At 32.0% G+C, this 17,571-nt stretch carries 15 protein-coding genes; 5 read left to right on the plus strand and 10 right to left on the minus strand.

What is annotated here, in order from left to right; genetic code table 11:
- Window positions 1-33: 33 nt before the first annotated feature.
- Together G9F71_RS03175 and rodA are read left to right on the plus strand one after the other, a co-directional pair.
- Complete coding sequence (locus G9F71_RS03175; RefSeq protein ID WP_164949497.1) at window positions 34-1,383, plus strand: MFS transporter; 1,350 nt, start codon at window positions 34-36, stop codon at window positions 1,381-1,383.
- A gap of 321 nt (window positions 1,384-1,704) precedes the next feature.
- Window positions 1,705-2,853 carry a rod shape-determining protein RodA gene (gene rodA, locus G9F71_RS03180; protein ID WP_164949498.1) on the plus strand — a complete coding sequence of 383 codons (1,149 nt, stop codon included), beginning with the start codon at window positions 1,705-1,707 and terminating at the stop codon, window positions 2,851-2,853.
- Between the two features lie 147 nt (window positions 2,854-3,000).
- Here rodA and G9F71_RS03185 read toward each other — a convergent pair whose 3' ends face one another.
- From G9F71_RS03185 to G9F71_RS03225, 9 genes are all read right to left on the minus strand, one after another.
- On the minus strand, window positions 3,001-3,396 hold the full coding sequence (locus tag G9F71_RS03185; RefSeq protein ID WP_164949499.1) for a response regulator: 396 nt from the start codon (window positions 3,394-3,396) through the stop codon (window positions 3,001-3,003).
- A gap of 16 nt (window positions 3,397-3,412) precedes the next feature.
- Window positions 3,413-4,564, minus strand: coding sequence for an ATP-binding protein (locus tag G9F71_RS03190; RefSeq protein ID WP_164949500.1), 1,152 nt, complete (start codon window positions 4,562-4,564; stop codon window positions 3,413-3,415).
- A gap of 22 nt (window positions 4,565-4,586) precedes the next feature.
- Entirely contained in the window at window positions 4,587-5,624 is a 1,038-nt protein-coding gene (locus G9F71_RS03195) for a chemotaxis response regulator protein-glutamate methylesterase (protein WP_164949501.1), read from the minus strand.
- 6 nt (window positions 5,625-5,630) lie between these two features.
- Entirely contained in the window at window positions 5,631-6,443 is an 813-nt protein-coding gene (locus G9F71_RS03200; RefSeq protein WP_164949502.1) for a CheR family methyltransferase, read from the minus strand.
- 74 nt (window positions 6,444-6,517) lie between these two features.
- Window positions 6,518-8,746 (minus strand): methyl-accepting chemotaxis protein, encoded by a 2,229-nt coding sequence (locus G9F71_RS03205; protein ID WP_164949503.1) that lies wholly within the window; start codon window positions 8,744-8,746, stop codon window positions 6,518-6,520.
- 35 nt (window positions 8,747-8,781) lie between these two features.
- On the minus strand, window positions 8,782-9,288 hold the full coding sequence (locus G9F71_RS03210; protein WP_164949504.1) for a chemotaxis protein CheW: 507 nt from the start codon (window positions 9,286-9,288) through the stop codon (window positions 8,782-8,784).
- 23 nt (window positions 9,289-9,311) lie between these two features.
- On the minus strand, window positions 9,312-11,366 hold the full coding sequence (locus G9F71_RS03215; RefSeq protein WP_164949505.1) for a chemotaxis protein CheA: 2,055 nt from the start codon (window positions 11,364-11,366) through the stop codon (window positions 9,312-9,314).
- 24 nt (window positions 11,367-11,390) lie between these two features.
- Window positions 11,391-11,747 (minus strand): response regulator, encoded by a 357-nt coding sequence (locus tag G9F71_RS03220; RefSeq protein WP_164949691.1) that lies wholly within the window; start codon window positions 11,745-11,747, stop codon window positions 11,391-11,393.
- 14 nt (window positions 11,748-11,761) lie between these two features.
- Entirely contained in the window at window positions 11,762-12,340 is a 579-nt protein-coding gene (locus tag G9F71_RS03225) for a TetR/AcrR family transcriptional regulator (protein WP_164949506.1), read from the minus strand.
- A gap of 308 nt (window positions 12,341-12,648) precedes the next feature.
- Here G9F71_RS03225 and G9F71_RS03230 point away from each other — a divergent pair, with 308 nt between their 5' ends.
- From G9F71_RS03230 to G9F71_RS03240, 3 genes are read left to right on the plus strand one after another with little or no spacing between them, the layout of a single operon-like run.
- Window positions 12,649-12,822 carry a hypothetical protein gene (locus G9F71_RS03230; protein WP_164949507.1) on the plus strand — a complete coding sequence of 58 codons (174 nt, stop codon included), beginning with the start codon at window positions 12,649-12,651 and terminating at the stop codon, window positions 12,820-12,822.
- Window positions 12,823-12,827: 5 nt separating this feature from the next.
- On the plus strand, window positions 12,828-13,484 hold the full coding sequence (locus tag G9F71_RS03235; protein WP_164949508.1) for an ABC transporter substrate-binding protein: 657 nt from the start codon (window positions 12,828-12,830) through the stop codon (window positions 13,482-13,484).
- 3 nt (window positions 13,485-13,487) lie between these two features.
- Window positions 13,488-15,464 carry a hybrid sensor histidine kinase/response regulator gene (locus G9F71_RS03240; RefSeq protein ID WP_164949509.1) on the plus strand — a complete coding sequence of 659 codons (1,977 nt, stop codon included), beginning with the start codon at window positions 13,488-13,490 and terminating at the stop codon, window positions 15,462-15,464.
- Between the two features lie 182 nt (window positions 15,465-15,646).
- On the opposite strand, the gene G9F71_RS03245 is transcribed toward G9F71_RS03240, so the two are convergent.
- Complete coding sequence (locus tag G9F71_RS03245) at window positions 15,647-17,344, minus strand: methyl-accepting chemotaxis protein (protein ID WP_164949510.1); 1,698 nt, start codon at window positions 17,342-17,344, stop codon at window positions 15,647-15,649.
- Between the last annotated feature and the right edge of the window lie 227 nt (window positions 17,345-17,571).

The raw sequence follows: 17,571 nt of genomic DNA on the forward strand, positions 1-17,571 counted from the left end.
TAAAAAAATTAAAAAGAAAGGTGGATGAAACCAATGGGAAATTTATTTAGTTTTTTAAAACCTGCTGCACCTATTGAGAGATTACCAAAAGAAAAAATTGATCCAGCTTATAAGAAATACCGTTTACAAGTGTTTATAAGTATATATATTGGTTATATGGGTTACTACTTTGTTAGGAGTAACTTTTCACTAGCTAAGATGTATCTCATTCATGAAGGATTTACAAAAACACAGCTTGGTTTAGTTGCCTCTGCGCTAGGAATGGCTTATGGTATCAGCAAATTTGTTATGGGTAATGTATCTGATAGGTCAAATGCGAAGTATTTTCTAGGTATAGGTTTAATTTTGTCTGGGATTATAAATTTATTTTTTCCACTTACCTCAAGCCTTACCGTAATGTTTATATTGATGCTTGCCAATGGATGGGTTCAAGGTATGGGATGGCCACCATGTGGAAGAATAATAACCCACTGGTTCTCAGATAAAGAACGTGGACTTAAAATGTCTATTTGGAATACCGCACATAATGTGGGTGGTGGATTTATAGCCGTTATTGCTCTTCTTGGTGTTCAAATATTTGGAAGTTGGAAAGGGATTTTTTATTTACCTGCTATTATTGCAATTGTAATTGGAACAATGTATATGGTTTTTGCAAAAGATACACCTCAATCTGTGGGACTTCCTCCTATAGAAGAATATAAAAATGATTACCCTGCTGTAAAGGTAAAAGATAGGGAAAAGGAAATGACTGGAAAAGAAATACTATTTAAATATGTACTCAATAATAAATATTTATGGTATATCGCTCTTGCAAACGGTTTTGTGTATATGGTAAGATATGGTATTATTAATTGGGCTCCACTATACCTACAAGAAGTAAAAGGTTTTAATGTTAAAGAATCAGCAATTGCATTTTCTTTATTTGAATATGCTGCAATTCCGGGTACTATACTTATAGGATGGATAAGTGATAAAATATTCCACGGTCGTCGTGCACCAGTAGGTGTAGCTTGCATGGTAGGGGTTACAGCTGGAGTGTTTATTTATTGGCAAAGTACAAGTATTTTAGCAATAAACATTACATTGGCTTTAATAGGGGCCTTAATATATGGACCCGTTATGCTTATTGGAGTAAGTGCCTTAGATCTAGTTCCTAAAAAAGCCGCTGGTACTGCTGCTGGATTTACAGGACTCTTCGGATATCTTATTGGACAAGTTTCAGCTGAAATTGTAATGGGAATGGTGGTAGATAAATTCAACTGGGATGGAGGATTCACGCTTCTTATGGTTTCTGCTGTACTTGCTATTGTATTTCTATCCCTTACTTGGAACGTACATGATAGGTCAAAACCAGAAGCTGAAGATACTACTGTTGCAAGTTAAATAGATACTTAACATAAAAAGTATTCATTATAATGGGTTATCGCGCTATAGAAAGTATTTTCTACAGCGCGATAGCTCCTTTTTATACATTAAGTTAGTTGTCCAAAATGTTAGCCCACTTTTGATTTAGGGAAGTCTTGGCACAGCATAAGTAAAATAAATTTCACTCCATATTTCAGGATGCTTAACTCAATTGATATTGTGTACACTCAGCTTAATTAAGTCATGTTTTAAGGAAAATATGACTTAATTCTCAAATTATATGATATACTTCTAAGTATGAAATATACTGCTAAGTATAAAAAATATAAGGAGGATAATATGCTTCAGATGTTTAAAATTAATAAAAAGTTATTTAGACAATTAGATTTTGGCATAATAATTATTTGCATAATTATTGTGTTATTTGGTTCGTTAAATATTTTAAGTGCAACTCAATATCTTTATAAAGGAAATAATATGGCTAGTACCGCTTTGAATTTTCATTTTCTTAAGATGCATTTAGGATGGCTTGTGGTAGGGCTATTTGTAATGTATTTAATAATTCTTATAGATTACAAAGTTATCCAAAGTTATGCAAATATAATATATTGGTGCGGCATATTTCTACTTATACTTAATGCACTAATGCCAGTAAAGGTTAATGGAGCAGAGTCCTGGCTAAAACTTGGACCGTTACCACAATTTCAGCCCTCGGAATTTGTAAAGATTGCATTAATAATTATGATTGCTAAACAATTAGATGAAATGGAAGGCAATATAAATAATATTAAAAACTTTCTTAAACTTTCGGTTTATGCTATTATCCCAGTGATCTTTCTATTAAAGCAGCCTGATATGGGAATGACTATGTTTTTTTTCTTTATCCTTCTAGGAATGTTTTTTATGGCGGGGTTAAATTCTAAGGTTATTATTGGTGGCTTACTAGGAGTGTCTGGAACTATAGCATTAGTTTGGAATTCAGGGTTAATTAGACCTTATCAAAAGAATAGATTGATATCTTTTTTATATCCAGATAAAGATCCCACAGGTACTGGTCTTCAACTGACCATGTCTCAAATTGGAATAGGTAAGGGTGGCATTTTTGGTACTGGATTTTTAAAAGGCTCCTGGGCGGCAGTGGGAAGCACTCCTGAATCCAGCACAGATTGCATTTTTTCAGTGGTGGGAGAAGAGTGGGGGCTCCTTGGTGCAATTTTTCTTCTAGCTTTGTATGGATTATTAATTTATAAGCTAATTAAAATTGCTAAAGAGTCTAAGGATGTATTTGGTACAATGTTAACTGCAGGTATTATATCTATGTTCTTGTTTTCTATTTTGCAGAATATAGGTATGAATATAGGTATTATGCCTATTACAGGACTTACTCTTCCTTTTATGAGTTATGGAGGAAGTTCAATAATTACAACTTTCATATGTGTTGGTATTGTTTTAAACGTAGGCATGAGAAAAAAGAAAATCAACTTTTAGGTGCGGAATTATGGGGATCTGATAATATAAGAAAGGGCTGTTGGAGAATCTCCAATAGCCCAATTATGAGTAGCTCATTAACCAATGATACTCTAAAGAAATTCTCATAAGTTGAAATAAGCTTATTATTCCGTATACCTATTTTACTTATGCTATTAGCCCTAGATTTTTCATAACAAGAATAAATTTATCTATTTCAATTGGTTTCCAAGCGTAGGCTTCACAACCAGAATCGTAGGCTTTTAGTACTGTTTTTTTATCATTTAGTGCTGTGGTCATAATTATTTTTACTCTTTTTTCTGTTTCAATATTATTTTGTTTTTCAATATCTCTAATGGATTTGAGTACCTTCATTCCATCAAGTCTTGGCATCATAATGTCAAGGCAAATTAAATCATAGCTATTTACGTCTTTTATTGAATTTAAGTAGGCATCAAGAGCCTCTATACCATCTACGACAACGTCACATTCTCCATATTTAGAAAGAAACTTGCTCATAAATAATCTGCTTGTAAAGTCATCCTCTGCTATTAATATTCTCATTTATAACACCTCTTTGTTAAAATTTAACTTTCGGGATATTAATATAAAAACAAGTACCGTAAGCTTTGCTTGAAGTAAATCCAACAGACCCATTTAAGTATTTCTCACCTAAAAGCTTCATACTATAGGTGCCCAGGCCCCTATCTTTTCCTTTTGTAGAAAAAGCCCTCTTAAAAATGCTGTTTTGCACGTCTGCTCTAATATAGCTAGAATTCCTTATCCAATATTGTACAAATTCATTTGGAGCCATACTGCAACCCATAGTAACAACTCCATTATCCATCGTAGCTTCAAGTGCATTTTTAAGCATATTTCCTACTACCCTTTTTAATAAGGTGATGTCATTTTTTAAATCTATACTTATAGAGTCTTCAGCTATTTTTATTGTCTTATTTAGAGAATCACTATAACCCTTATAAAGCTTTTTTAATGTGCGTAATACCTCTTTAGAGTTAAATTCTTCTAGTTCTATAAAAAGCTCATTATTTTCGGCAGCTAGGATTTGCTTTTGAGATTGTATTTCATCTATAAGCCCTTCAAACAAGCCCTCAACTTGTGCGACTTCATTTTCATATATGGGAGGAACTTCAGTTTTTAATAAATTAAGTATCCCTTTTAAAGCGCCTGCGGTATTTATTACATCATGAAAAAATATTTTTTCCATAGATCTCTTTTTTACAGAATCTGTGGCATCAATAAAGGAAGCCAAATAGAAAATCTCCTTATTTATTTCTATAGGTACAACCTTTGCGAATGAATTAACTGGTACATCAAACCCGTCTATTTTTCTAATTATTGAAACTTCATCTTCTACTTCCTGATTTAAAGCAATTGATTTCAAAACTATATTACGTCCACTACAATTTTGACAAGCAGATGAAGTTCCACAGCCATCCTCATTTTTAAAAAAATTGATACAACCTAAGCTTTCACCTAATCTTTTCCCTAAAATATCTGATATATCTTTAATATTTAATAATTTTAAATAAGTCTTGTTTGCATATACAATCTGTCTATAAGAATTCAATATGATTATGAAAATATTCATAGAGTCTAAAGCTTTAAGGTAAGGATCATTAGCATTAAAATTTTGTGACTGCTTTTTTACTACTTCCATATCCAATCTTTCAGCGGTGGTATAAAATTTTTTTAAATCTGGTATAATCATTATACTCATCCTTTTTGTCATATTATTTTTTATCTTCTAGTATAGAATAAACTAACTTAGGAATATTTTTTAAGGATGCTTGTTTAGTTACGCCGCCAATATCATAGGCCACTTTAGGCATACCGTAAACCACGCTAGATTGTTCATCTTGTCCAATGGTATATGCACCTTTTTGCTTCATTTTCATAAGACCTTTTGCTCCATCATAGCCCATTCCAGTTAAAATAATTCCAATAGCTGTACTTCCTGCTATATCCGCTACTGAATTAAATAGTACATCCACTGAAGGACAATGTCCATTTACTTTATCGCCGGTAAAACATTCTACATAATAATTATTGCCACGCCTATTTAATTCCATATGTTTATCTCCTGGGGCAATAAGGATTCTTCCTGGATGGACTATATCCCCCGTTTCAGCTTCTTTCACTTCCATAGGGCAGAGATTATTTAACCTATCAGCATACATTTTTGTAAATACAGCGGGCATATGTTGAGTTATTATAATTCCGGGCATATCCGGCGGAAAGTCTTTAACCACTTCAAGAATAGCTTGAGTTCCGCCTGTAGATGCACCGATAGCAATTACAGTATTATTATTTCTAGAATTAATTTTGCCTATACGTCTCTCACTGGTGTTATCCTTTTTAAGGTGCCCCACCTTTGCCATAGATGCAATTTTAATTTTTATAATTAATTCATTTATAAAGATTTCCTTATTAGTGCCCGTTACTGAGTTCATTTTTGTAACAAAGTCTACCGCTCCAGCATTTAAAGCATCAAAAACATTATCACTTACTGCACTTACAACAACTACTGGCATAGGATACTGAGGTATTAGTCTTTTTAAAAATTCTATACCATTCATCTTTGGCATTTCAACATCTAGGGTCATAACATCTGGCTCAAACTCTATTATTTTGTCCCTTGCTGCGAAGGCATCGCCTGCAGTGCCAACAACTTCTATTCCACGATCAAGAGCTATGCCTCTTGCAATTGCTTCTCTAAAAAGTATAGAGTCATCTACAACTAATACTCTTATTTTTTTTGCTATATTCATGTTCATCTATCCTTTCCTGTAAACAGCAGGCATAATATAATTATAATTGGTCTCATTTTTATTTACTGACTCGGAATGACCTATAAAAAGATACCCTCCAGGCTCAGTCATTTCGTAGAATTTATTAATTAATTCTGTCTTTGTTTTTGGATCAAAGTATATCATCACATTTCTGCAGAATATAATATGAAACTTTTTTTTAAAAGGAAATATGTCAGTCATTAAATTAAAATTTCTATATATTATTTCATTTCTTATTTCCTCACAAATTTCATAGTTTTTATCTGCAATTTTGTTGAAATATCTTAGTCCCCAATATTTTGGTATAGTATTCACTGCTTCCTGGGAATAAATTCCCTTTTCAGCTATTTCTAATACCTTTTCTGATATGTCTGTTGCCAGTATCCTTGTATTCCACATAAACTTTTGATCTCCAAAGTAATCCGCGATTATCATGGCTAGGGTATAGGGTTCCTCTCCGCTAGAACAGCCTGCACTCCAAATCCTTAAATCTTTATTTTTAGAGCTTGCTTCTAGGTATGGTAGCACTTCATCTCTAAAGTATTCAAAGTGATCCGCCTCTCTCATAAAAAAAGTATGATTAGTAGTAAGCTTATTTATAAGGGTAGTAATTTCATTCCCAGAACAATCTTTAAAAACAAATTTTAGGTAGTCAGAAAAACTACTAAAACCCTTTTCTGTAATCATATTACTAAGGCGACCCTCAATAAGTAGCTTTTTTTCTGTAAGGTTTATTCCATAGTTAGTTTTCATATATGTTGTAAGTTCTCTAAATTCGCTGTCTTTTAAATTTATCATATCTTCACCTTTATTTTTTATTAGACCATGCCACTTTACTTTAATAAAGTGACATGGTCTTAATAGAACTTTTATTAATATTTTCCAAAATCCGTATTACTTAGGGATATTTTTGGTTTGCTTTTAGTTGCGGATGCCTCAGCATGAGCTGGAAATTTATTATTTAATTGGCTTATATTTTGCGGGCCTCCCAAAGATACTTCCATGTAAGAGGAAGTGGAACTTCTTTTTAGGTTAAATTTTCCTACCATACTCTTAAGCATTGATGCTTGACTTGAGAGTTCTTCACTAGCGGCCGCACTTTGCTCTGCAGTTGCGGAATTAGTTTGTACCACATCTGAAACTTGCTCTATGCCCTTATTTATTTGATATATTGCAGTTGCTTGTTCATTTGAAGCTGATGCTATCTCTCCAACTAAAGTTGCTGCTTTTGATATACCTACAACTATTTGATCAAGGGACTCTGCAGTATTATTAGCGATTTTTGTTCCAATCTCAACTTTTTTTATAGAACCTTCCACTAAATCTGTAGTTTCTTTTGCTGCTTTGGCACTTCTTGCTGCAAGATTTCTTACTTCCTCAGCTACTACTGCAAAGCCTTTACCATGTTGTCCTGCTCTTGCGGCTTCAACTGCAGCGTTTAAAGCTAGCATATTAGTTTGGAAAGCTATATCATCAATAACCTTAATTATTTTTGAAATACTTGAGGACGACTCGTTGATTTCCTCCATAGATTTAAGCATCTCTTTCATATGGGAATTTCCAAGGGCTGCTCCTTCTTTAGCGTTAAGTGCAAGTTCATTTGCTTGACTAGCATTAACTGCATTTTGCTTGGTCTGAGCTGCCACTTCCGTAATGGAAGCAGTTAATTCTTCTATAGAGCTTGCTTGTTCTGTAGTACCCTGAGAGAGGGCCTGACTACCATCTGAAACTTGATTTGAGCCTGCAGATACTTGATCTGCAGCAGTATTTATTTCTGTAAAAACTTCATTAAAGGATTGGATTATAAGATTTAATGCATCCTTTATCTGAGCAAAGTCTCCTTTATATTCATTATTAATGGTTAGTTGAAGATTTGAGTTAGACATTTCATCTAAAACCTCTGAAATTTCAGTTACGTAGGAGGATAATGAATCTATAGTATCATTTAACGCATTTTTAATATCCCCATGATCTCCTTTATAATCTCCTTTAACTTGCACTTTTAAATTACCATTTGCCATTTGTTTTAATATTTCTGAGGCCTCTTTTACAGGCTCAATTACTGCATCTAATGTCTTGTTTATACCAAGTACAATTTCTTTGTATCCACCCTTAAATGCATCTTCATTTCCTCTAATACTAAGTTTTCCTTCAACAGCAGCTTTAGTTAGCATTTGTGCCTCTGCCACAAGTTTTTGAAGCGTTTCTAGTACAAGTTTCAAGCTCTTTGACAGCACATCCTTATCTGATTTTGGTATAATTTCTACGTTAAGGTCTCCCCTTGAAATTTTTTCTGCCGATTGGGCTTGACTCTTAATATTATCTACCATCTTAGCAAAGGATACCATTAATTTACCAATTTCATCCTTTGTTTTTGCTGTTATATTTACGTCAACTTCTCCTACTGCTACTTTGTCTGCTGCATCTGCTAAAAGTTTCAGTGGTTTACTAATAATATTGCTGAGGAAAAATCCTAAGGTTATTGCTATAAGTACACCAGCAATAAGCAGGATAATCATGATGTCAATTGCTCTGTTAGCATTACTTGAATTATTCTCTGATTTAATGTTAGCATCTGCTGATTTCATTGTAATTAATGAATCTATGGATTCCTGCAGGGCCTTTGATGATTTTCCCGAAGCTCCAGTGGCACTTATTAAAGCCTCAGCTTCAACATTCTTGTTAGTTTTTGCTAGACTTAATACACTATCCAATTGAGCCTCAAAGTCATCTTTCTTCTTAGTATAATCTTTAAATGCAACTTGCATTTTATCTGAAAGGATAGTCTTTTCATATTCAGTTGATAACTTTTGCATCTCCACTCTTTTTGTATTTATAGAATCTTCAATTACTTGCATTTTTTCAGCCTTTGTCTCAATAATAATATCTCGTACATTTACACGTATCATTTGAAAGTTTTTGTTGATTTCCGCCAATTGAGTTGTTGGTACTAATTGATTTTCATAAAGCTCTGTATCTGATTTATCAATACTTTTCAAACTTATAATACCTACAACACCTATAGCGGCAGCAATAATAGCAACCATTATAAAACCTGATAGAAGTTTCGCTGAAATTTTAATATTCATATACCATTTCATAAACTTATCCCCCTAATATTAATTTATTTTGAGTTTTAATAATTAGCAGTTTCTATTGTATTCAAGCTATCTAGTTCATCATCATTAAGCAATTTATCACAATCTAGTAGCAGTTTAACTTCATTTCCTACTTTTCCGATTCCTCTAACATAACGATTGTGAAAACCTGTCTTTATATCCGGTGGCGGAACAATATTACTATCATCTATATTAATTACTTCAGCTACATTATCCACAATAAGCCCAACAGAAATTTCCTTTATGTCAATTACAACTATGCAAGTCCTATCATTGTAGTCCTTTTCATCTTTTTTAAACCTAAGCCTTACATCAATTACCGGAATAATCTTTCCCCGAAGATTTATTATTCCTCTTATGTAATTAGGTAATTCAGGAACCTCTGTTATTTCCTGTATGCCAATTATTTCTATGACAAACTTAATTTCGATGCCATAAGATTCCCGTCCAACAGAAAATGTGAGAAATTTACCCTTTTGAGTATCTTCTGCAGTTTCTACAATTTCATCTGAAACCTGTGCCATTTTTTTACCACCTTTCTTTAGTTTTACCTGTCTAAAATTCCACTTATATCTATAATAAGACTTATGTTGCCATCACCGAGTATTGTACATCCAGCGATACCATTAGCTTTTTTAATATAAGGTGGTAAAGACTTCACTACCACCTGTTGTTCACCGATTAAAGAATCTACAAACAAACAGGCAGCTTTTGTATTATCCTCCACCAATACCAGTATCCCTTCATTTGAAGAGGTTACCTCTGTATTTATATTGAATATTCGGTGAATTCTGTGAATTGGATAGGCTTCCCCTCGTATCATTATCATTTCATTACCTTCGCTGTCTCCAATTACTTCATTTTCTTTTGGCCTAAAAGACTCACGAATGGCTGTAATAGGTATTGTATATTTAGATTTTCCAACAGCTACCTCTAATCCATCAATTATCGCTAAGGTTAGAGGAATCTTGATTGATATTTTACTCCCTTTTCCTTTTGAGCTTTCAATAGAAATGCTTCCACCAATGCTATCGATATTTTTCTTCACTACATCCATTCCAACGCCACGACCAGAATACTCTGTAACACTTTCATTTGTGGAAAATCCAGGTAATAAAATATTTGAGAAAATTTCTTTATCTGTTAACTCATCCTCAGGCTTAGTAATTAGCCCTTGAAGTTTAGCTTTCTCATATATACTTTTCTTGTCTAGTCCACGTCCGTCATCACTAACAATTATAAATACATCACCACCAGCATTTTTTGCTTCTAAAGTAATTTTTCCAATTTCCGGTTTGCCAGAAGCTACTCTTTCCTCTTTTTCTTCTAGTCCATGATCTAAGGAATTTCTCACAAGATGCATAAGTGGATCAGAAATATGATCAATAATATTTTTATCTACCTCTGTGTCCTCACCAATAATTTCAAGCTCAACTTCTTTATTTAGTTTTTTACTCATATCTCTCACAATTCTATTCATCTTGTGAAAAGTCATGGATACTGGCACCATCCTTATGGACATAACAACATCCTGTAATTCATTAGTAAGTTTTCTTAGTTGTCTTGCAGCTTTATTAAAATTGTCTAACTGTAAGCAATCTAAATCTGGATTTTTTGTAACCATTGCTTCTGTAATTACAATTTCTCCTACTAAATCTAAAAGCATGTCCAGTTTTGAAATATTTACGCTTATAATGCTTTGTCCTTTTCCACTTATAGTTAAAGGCGCTGACTCTTCTTTATTGGTCTCAACACTTTTAATGTTCTCTATTGGGTCTTCAAGAATAATTTCTTTTTTTTCCTTTAATGTTTTAAGCTCTGGTGGATATTCTTCCACTTGTATCAGTTCTAATTCTTTTAAAAAAATAATTTCATTTAATTGCTCTTCAATTTTTTTCTTTTCCACATAGGTAGAAAAACCTATTAAAAAGCCGCTCTTTCTAATTTCCTCCACACTGTCGTTACTTTCTATAATATCTTTAGGGAGGTGACATATTTCGTAAGCTATGTCTTTAAGATTGTGAATTACAGTATAAGCACGCACATTTTCCATCTCACAACCATCTTCATAAAAAATTCTTGCCACATACTTTTGTGCAGCTTCTTTACCTACGCTTTGATAAGAACTAATATAATATTTAGCATCCTCATTTTGCTGTGTAAAATAATCTTTGATAATTTCTCCGTTAGCCTCTTTCATATCCCGAAGAAGGTTTGAACTTTTTAATACCAAGCTTTCACTAGATCCATCTGCATCACAGTCATTTTGGATTTTAGAAACTTCTCCCTTGATAAAGTCAATACCAGAAAGCACCAAATCAAATAAGTGTTCAAAGTTAATAGTTACATCTTTGCTTTCACGAATAAAGTAAAACAAATCTTCCAGTGAATGTGCTAGAACAGATATATTGTTAAACATCATCATAGCTGATGAGCTTTTTATGGTGTGCATTATTCTAAAAATTTCATTTATTGCGTCCTTACTAATATTTTTGCTCTTTTCACATTCAATACTAATTTCTTCAAGTTGCTCCATTAGTTGCGTGGCTTCAAAAATATATACTTCTAGCATTGGTTCTCTGCTCATTCCACCTTCTGACATAATAGTCCCCCTTTTTTTTAAAAATTATTTTAATTTTGAAAAAGCTTTTACTATTGTTTCTTCAATAAATGGTTTTATTACAAAGCCAGTAGCACCGAACATCACAGCTTCTCTTACAATTGTTTCTTGTCCCATTGCAGAAATCATAATAATTTTTGCGCTTTTATCAAATGCTTTTATATGTTTTAATGCCTCAACTCCATCCATTATTGGCATTGTAATATCAAGCGTTACAATGTCAGGTTTAAGAATCTTATATTTTTCGATAGCAATAGCACCGTTTTCAGCCTCGCCAACCACTTCAAATCCGTTCTTTTCAAGCATGTTTTTTAATGATAATCTCATAAATACTGCATCATCTGTAATTAAAACCCTTTTCACCAAATTCATCTCCTCTAAAAATCTATTATATTATTAACTGCTAAAAGAATTCGCTCTTTAACATCAAAACTGCAATTTTCCATTCTCCATAAAAAAGTAGTAGTCCATAAAATACTAAAAATTGAATCTGTAAGTGCTTGTATATCTTTATTTAATGAAACCTCTTTTTTATCAATAGCTTTTGAAACAAATCCATATAATAAATCATATCTATTTTTAATAATATTTTTCATTTCCTTGTTAGCATCTTCATCATACTTAAAAATATCGAAAGAAAACATTACAGTAGTAATTTCCGGATAGTTTTGGTAATATTCCGCATAAGCCCTACAAAAATATTTAATCGATTCTTTGCCACCCATATTATTGTCTAGTATTGTGTTTTTTATTACTTCGTCATAAATCGAGTATTTTCTAAGAATTTCTTTAATAATTTCTCTCTTACCATTAAAATGCCTATAAATGGCAGGCTCTGATATATTCTGTCTTTTAGCTATTTCCTTTATTGTCATTCCATTAATACCGGCTTCATATAACACTTCAATGGCTGTTATAATTATACTGTCTTTCCTTTTTAATATATCAATTTTCACTTATTATACCTCCAAGTTAGTTATAGCTAACTAACTTTAGAACATTGTACTACATACTTTTGTATATTACAACATATATTGGGTTTTTTTTATAATACAATTAATCTTTTTATTAAAATTTAATTATTAAAGAAGTATCTAGCATTTTTATAGTTTTTTATAGGATTTCCTAATAATTTAAGGCCGCTTTTATTTGATTTTTACATTATTTAATATTATAATGTTGTAAAATGCAGAATATTAAAAATTTGCCAATAAAAAAATCCATTAACATTATAAAATGTAATTAATATGAGGGGTGAATCCATATGAGATTCAAGATTAATACTATAATTATTCTTTGTGTATTTCATATTTGTAATGTAATGTACTTATCTGGATGCAATAAAGGCACCAAATCCATAAAGATTGGTATTTTAGGCACTATGTCAGGAATTAGTTCAGATTTATCTCAACTACCAGTGGACAGGCAGAGATTTTAGCTAATATGGCTAACAAAAATAATGATAAAAAATTTGCGGTTTTATACGATTTAGAAAACAAGGGATTTACAGATGCTCTTTATAATAATTTCAAAAAACTTCTGGAGGTAAATAGCGGTAAGATTATTTTAACAAAAACCTTTAGTTCCAGTTTAAATGTAAACTATTCAAGTCTAGCTAAGGAGGTCTTAGAGTCAAAGGCTAATGCGCTTTTCATTATTGGAGATTCAAAAGCTAATGCAGAAATAACTCAGCAGATACGAAAACTAGGATCCAATGTTCATATTTATGCACCCTTATGGTCAAATACAGCTGATTTAATTAGAAAAGGTGGAAATGCTATTGAAGACATGCTTATTGTAGGTGGAATTGATCTCTCCGATAAATCAGTAAATTTTGTAAAATTTAGAGATGCTTATCTTGATAAGTACGGTGAAAGTCCTACATTTTCATCTGCGTATTCCTATGAAACAGTCGCGGCTTTATTTCTGGCCATAAAAGGGGGTCCTAATTTAAGGCCTTCTACCATTAAAAATAATATAATTAAGATTGGAAATTTTCAAGGTTTACAGGGAAATTACAGCATTGATAAGTTTGGAGATAGTAATAGAAAATATATGATTTTTAAAATAGAAGGTGGACAGCTTAAAAAAGGAGATTAACCTATGCAAAGAATCTTTAGCTTAAAGGGTCAGATGTTATTAAACAATATATTTATATTTATTTTGCCCACTTTAATAATTGGATATATTACAATTTCAATATCTAATCATCAGGTTCAGGAGAGTGTTAAACAATCAAATAATATTATGCTCTTAAATGTTAATAATCAAGTTGAGAATTTCATTAAAAGTCCAATAAATATTATAAATGGATTAGAAAAAGAATTACTACTAAAAGACAATATTTCTGATGAAAAAATAAATAAATACCTTGATGAAATAATTAAAATATATCCTTATTTTAATAATATTCAAATTATTAGCAAAGATGGTTTTGTTAAAAATACAGCTCTTTCTAATAAAGAAAAAATCGGAACAAATGCGACAAATGAAGACTTTTTTAAAAAAATAGACAAATCTGGTAAGTTGGTATGGTCCAGTGTATTTATATCTGACCAGATACAGAAACCTACTGTTTCTATTTCTCTTTATGTTAATGGAAATTTGTTAGTGGTAGATTTAAATCTGTCTACAATAATAAAAATTTCTCAAGACACCACTTCGGGTTCAGTACAAAACATTTCTATATTGGATGGGAAAGGAATATATCTCATTGACAATAATTATGATAATGTAAATCAACGAAGACAATTTGCTTATTTCAATGAAATTAAGAATGAAACTAAAAATCAAGAAACTACTATAGGTGATAAAAATAATAACAAGTTAATTTTGTATTCAATGAAAAACAAACATACTGGTTGGTATTCTGTTATAACCCTAAACTCGAATAAAGTATTTGAGCCAATTATAAAAATTAAAAACACTTTTTATATTTCTTTCGCAATAATGCTTTTATTATATTTCATTCTTTCCGAACTCAGTATTGTAAATATAACTAGAGATTTCAATAATCTTATCAACAAAACTAAACTTATTTCTGCTGGAGATTACAGTATTTACCCTAAGGTTAGAGGTTATAGTGAATTTGTTGAACTATATAAATATTTTGACATAATGAAGGAGCATGTGCAGCTTCGGGAAAATGATATATTATCCTTAAATTTAGAACTAGAAGATAAGGTCGTTAAAAGGACTAAACAATTAGAAGATAAAATAAATGATAAGTTAAAGCAAGCAAATAGTGATCTAAAAAAAGAAATTTTGGAAAGAATAGCAATTGAGGAGCAATTAACTAAATCAAAACTTGAAGCAGAACAAGCAAATATTGCAAAAAGTCAATTTCTTGCAAACATGAGTCATGAAATCAGAACTCCTATTAATGGAATAATGGGAATGACGCAATTAGCGTTAATGACTGATCTAGATGAAGAAGCTAGAGAATACTTGACCTTGGTAATGAAATCAACCAAGGTATTGCTTGCAATAATTAATAATGTTTTAGATTTTTCTAAAATTGAAGCAGGTAAAATTATTATTGAATCTAAGCCATTTAAGATTAAAGATGTTATTAATGAGGTTACTACCTTATTTGATATTAGTGCAAATGAAAAAGGTATAGTACTAAGCGCTGAAATTGATAAAGACATACCCATTATTTTAAATGGCGATGTTATAAAATTAAGGCAGATATTATCAAATATAATTGGAAATGCAGTTAAGTTTACTGAAATGGGTAAGGTAATCGTAGGTCTGTCAATGGATTATATCGATGAAAACACTGTAAAGGTAAAATTTTCAATAAAAGATACTGGAATTGGAATCTCAAAGGATAAACAGGGATTATTATTTGAAAGATTCGAACAATTAGATAGTACCTACACTAAACAGTATCAAGGCTCAGGGTTAGGACTAGCCATATCTAAAAATCTAGTAGAGTTAATGGGCGGAGATATTTGGCTTGAAAGTGAAGAAAGGATTGGATCTACGTTTTATTTTACTACTAACCTCCAAAAGGAAACAGGTGTATGTATTTCAAAAGTTATTGTTGTTAACGGGGGACCTGGTGGTATTATTTGAGGATAAAAAGGAGATGGCTTCCAGCCATCTCCAAACCCATTTTTACATTGTGATTCTAGTTTTACTGGACAGAGTGCATTTTAATTGTATTAGCATATTCATGATAAATTTTACGGAATTCATCCTGGATTTCAATAAAAGCATTAACTAAATAACCTCCTTGCCCTTCGTAAGAGACTTACTTAAAGCTTGAATTTATTTAACTCTTTTGTTAATTGATCTGCAGAATCCGTCAAACTTTGTGCAGTACTAGATACAGAACCTGCTGAATTTTTCATCTCTGCTGTTGATGCTGCAATTTCCTCTGAGGCAGCTGAATTTTCTTCTGCTACAGCGCTGGTACCCTCTAGCTTAAGCATTACTGGAGATATGCCTACATTCAAATTACCAATACCTACTGAAATTTTTTGTATATCAGGTATAATACTTTCTACAGAGTTTATTATAGATTGAAATGATTCCACAGCTGTATTTATTGTTATTACTTCATTGGCTAAGTCTTTATTAACATCGCCTGTGGTTTTTACTAAATTAGATGTCTCTGATGACACATTACTAAGTAACCCACTAATTCTGTCAGAAGAGTTTTTACTCTGATCTGCTAGCTTTCGTATTTCATCTGCTACTACTGAAAAACCTCTTCCAGATTCTCCTGCCCTAGCAGCTTCAATAGCTGCGTTCAGTGCAAGTAAATTTGTCTGTACTGAGATATTGTTTATTAAGCCTGTTATTTCATTGGCTTCATTTATACTGCCTTCAAGCTCTTTAATTTTATCGATAACACCTTCAAAGGAGTTGCTAATATTGTTTAAAGAAATAACTAGTTCCTCTAGTTGTTTGTTACTTGTACTTGCCATGCTACCAATGCTGCCTGCTGTAGAATCAACGCCTCCTGTTAACGTAACGAATATACCTAATGCATTTCCAAATTCCTTTATAGATTCATTTATAGACATTAATTCGCCGGCCTGGGTAGTGGAACCATTTGCTACTTCTTCGATTGCCGTTGAAACCTCATCAGAGGTTGAATACATTTCTTCTGATAATGCAGATAGATTTGACGCACCTTCATCAATGGTGCAAGAAACAGTTCTTACATCTCTTAATAAACCCGCTACAGAATTCCTCATAGTATCTAGTTGCTTATTCATATCACCAAATTCTGTATTTGGAGAAGTGTCTATGACAGAAGTAAAGTCCCCTGATGCTATCACCTTTATAGTATTGATTGTTTCTTTTAATAATAACTTCAGCTCAGATATGAATACTGCAGATATTATTAATAATAATAAAGTAGAAAAAATTGCAACTGCCACAAGTGCTCTATTAGAAGAGGCAGACGCACTTTTATACTCCGCTGTTTCAGCTATTATACGCGCGTTTTCTTTAGATAAAGCAGTTTTTATTCCATCAGTAATGGTGGCACCTACTACTGTAAATTGTTTTGATTGGTCTGATGTTATTGTTAAATTTGCTTTTCTTTTAGTCTTTACGTCATTATATATATCCATGTAGCTTGTATAGCTATTTTCTATTTCGGTTATTGCCGCGACTTGGCTGCTGTCTAATCCTAGGGATTTTATCTTTTTAAAGCAGTCTTTTACTGTGGCATCTGTATTTTCAACATCAGTAATCTGTGCATCTGTATATGCTCTATCTAAAACCTTGGTTAAATATGTCCTTAGTTCGTTAAAACTCCCGTTCATATCTCCATACGTCTCTATTGTAGCAACACCGTTAGAGCTTAACCTAGTGTAGTAGTTATTAAGTTTGGAAGAAGTTGTGAAACTGATAATAACTATAGCGCACAATGCTATAAATGCTATAGATATCAAAGATATGGTCCCTTGTACTAACTTTATTTTATTTCCTACTCTCATTTTTATGATTCCCCCACGTAAATTTTTTTGTTTGTTTCTAAATTTGTACTATAATAATAAAATGCCTTTCTGAAAAATTATCCACATTCCCTTGTGTAATTTGTTTCCTGTAAAATAAAAAAAAGGTATTTGTGTATTATTTTATTATACACAAGTACCCTTATTTCGACAATGAAAAATATCATGTTTTTACCCCGAAAAATTCTAGATTTTAGCATTTATTTTAG

This window comes from Clostridium sp. FP2 (genome assembly GCF_011065955.2).
GTDB classification, from domain to species: domain Bacteria; phylum Bacillota; class Clostridia; order Clostridiales; family Clostridiaceae; genus Clostridium_AD; species Clostridium_AD tagluense.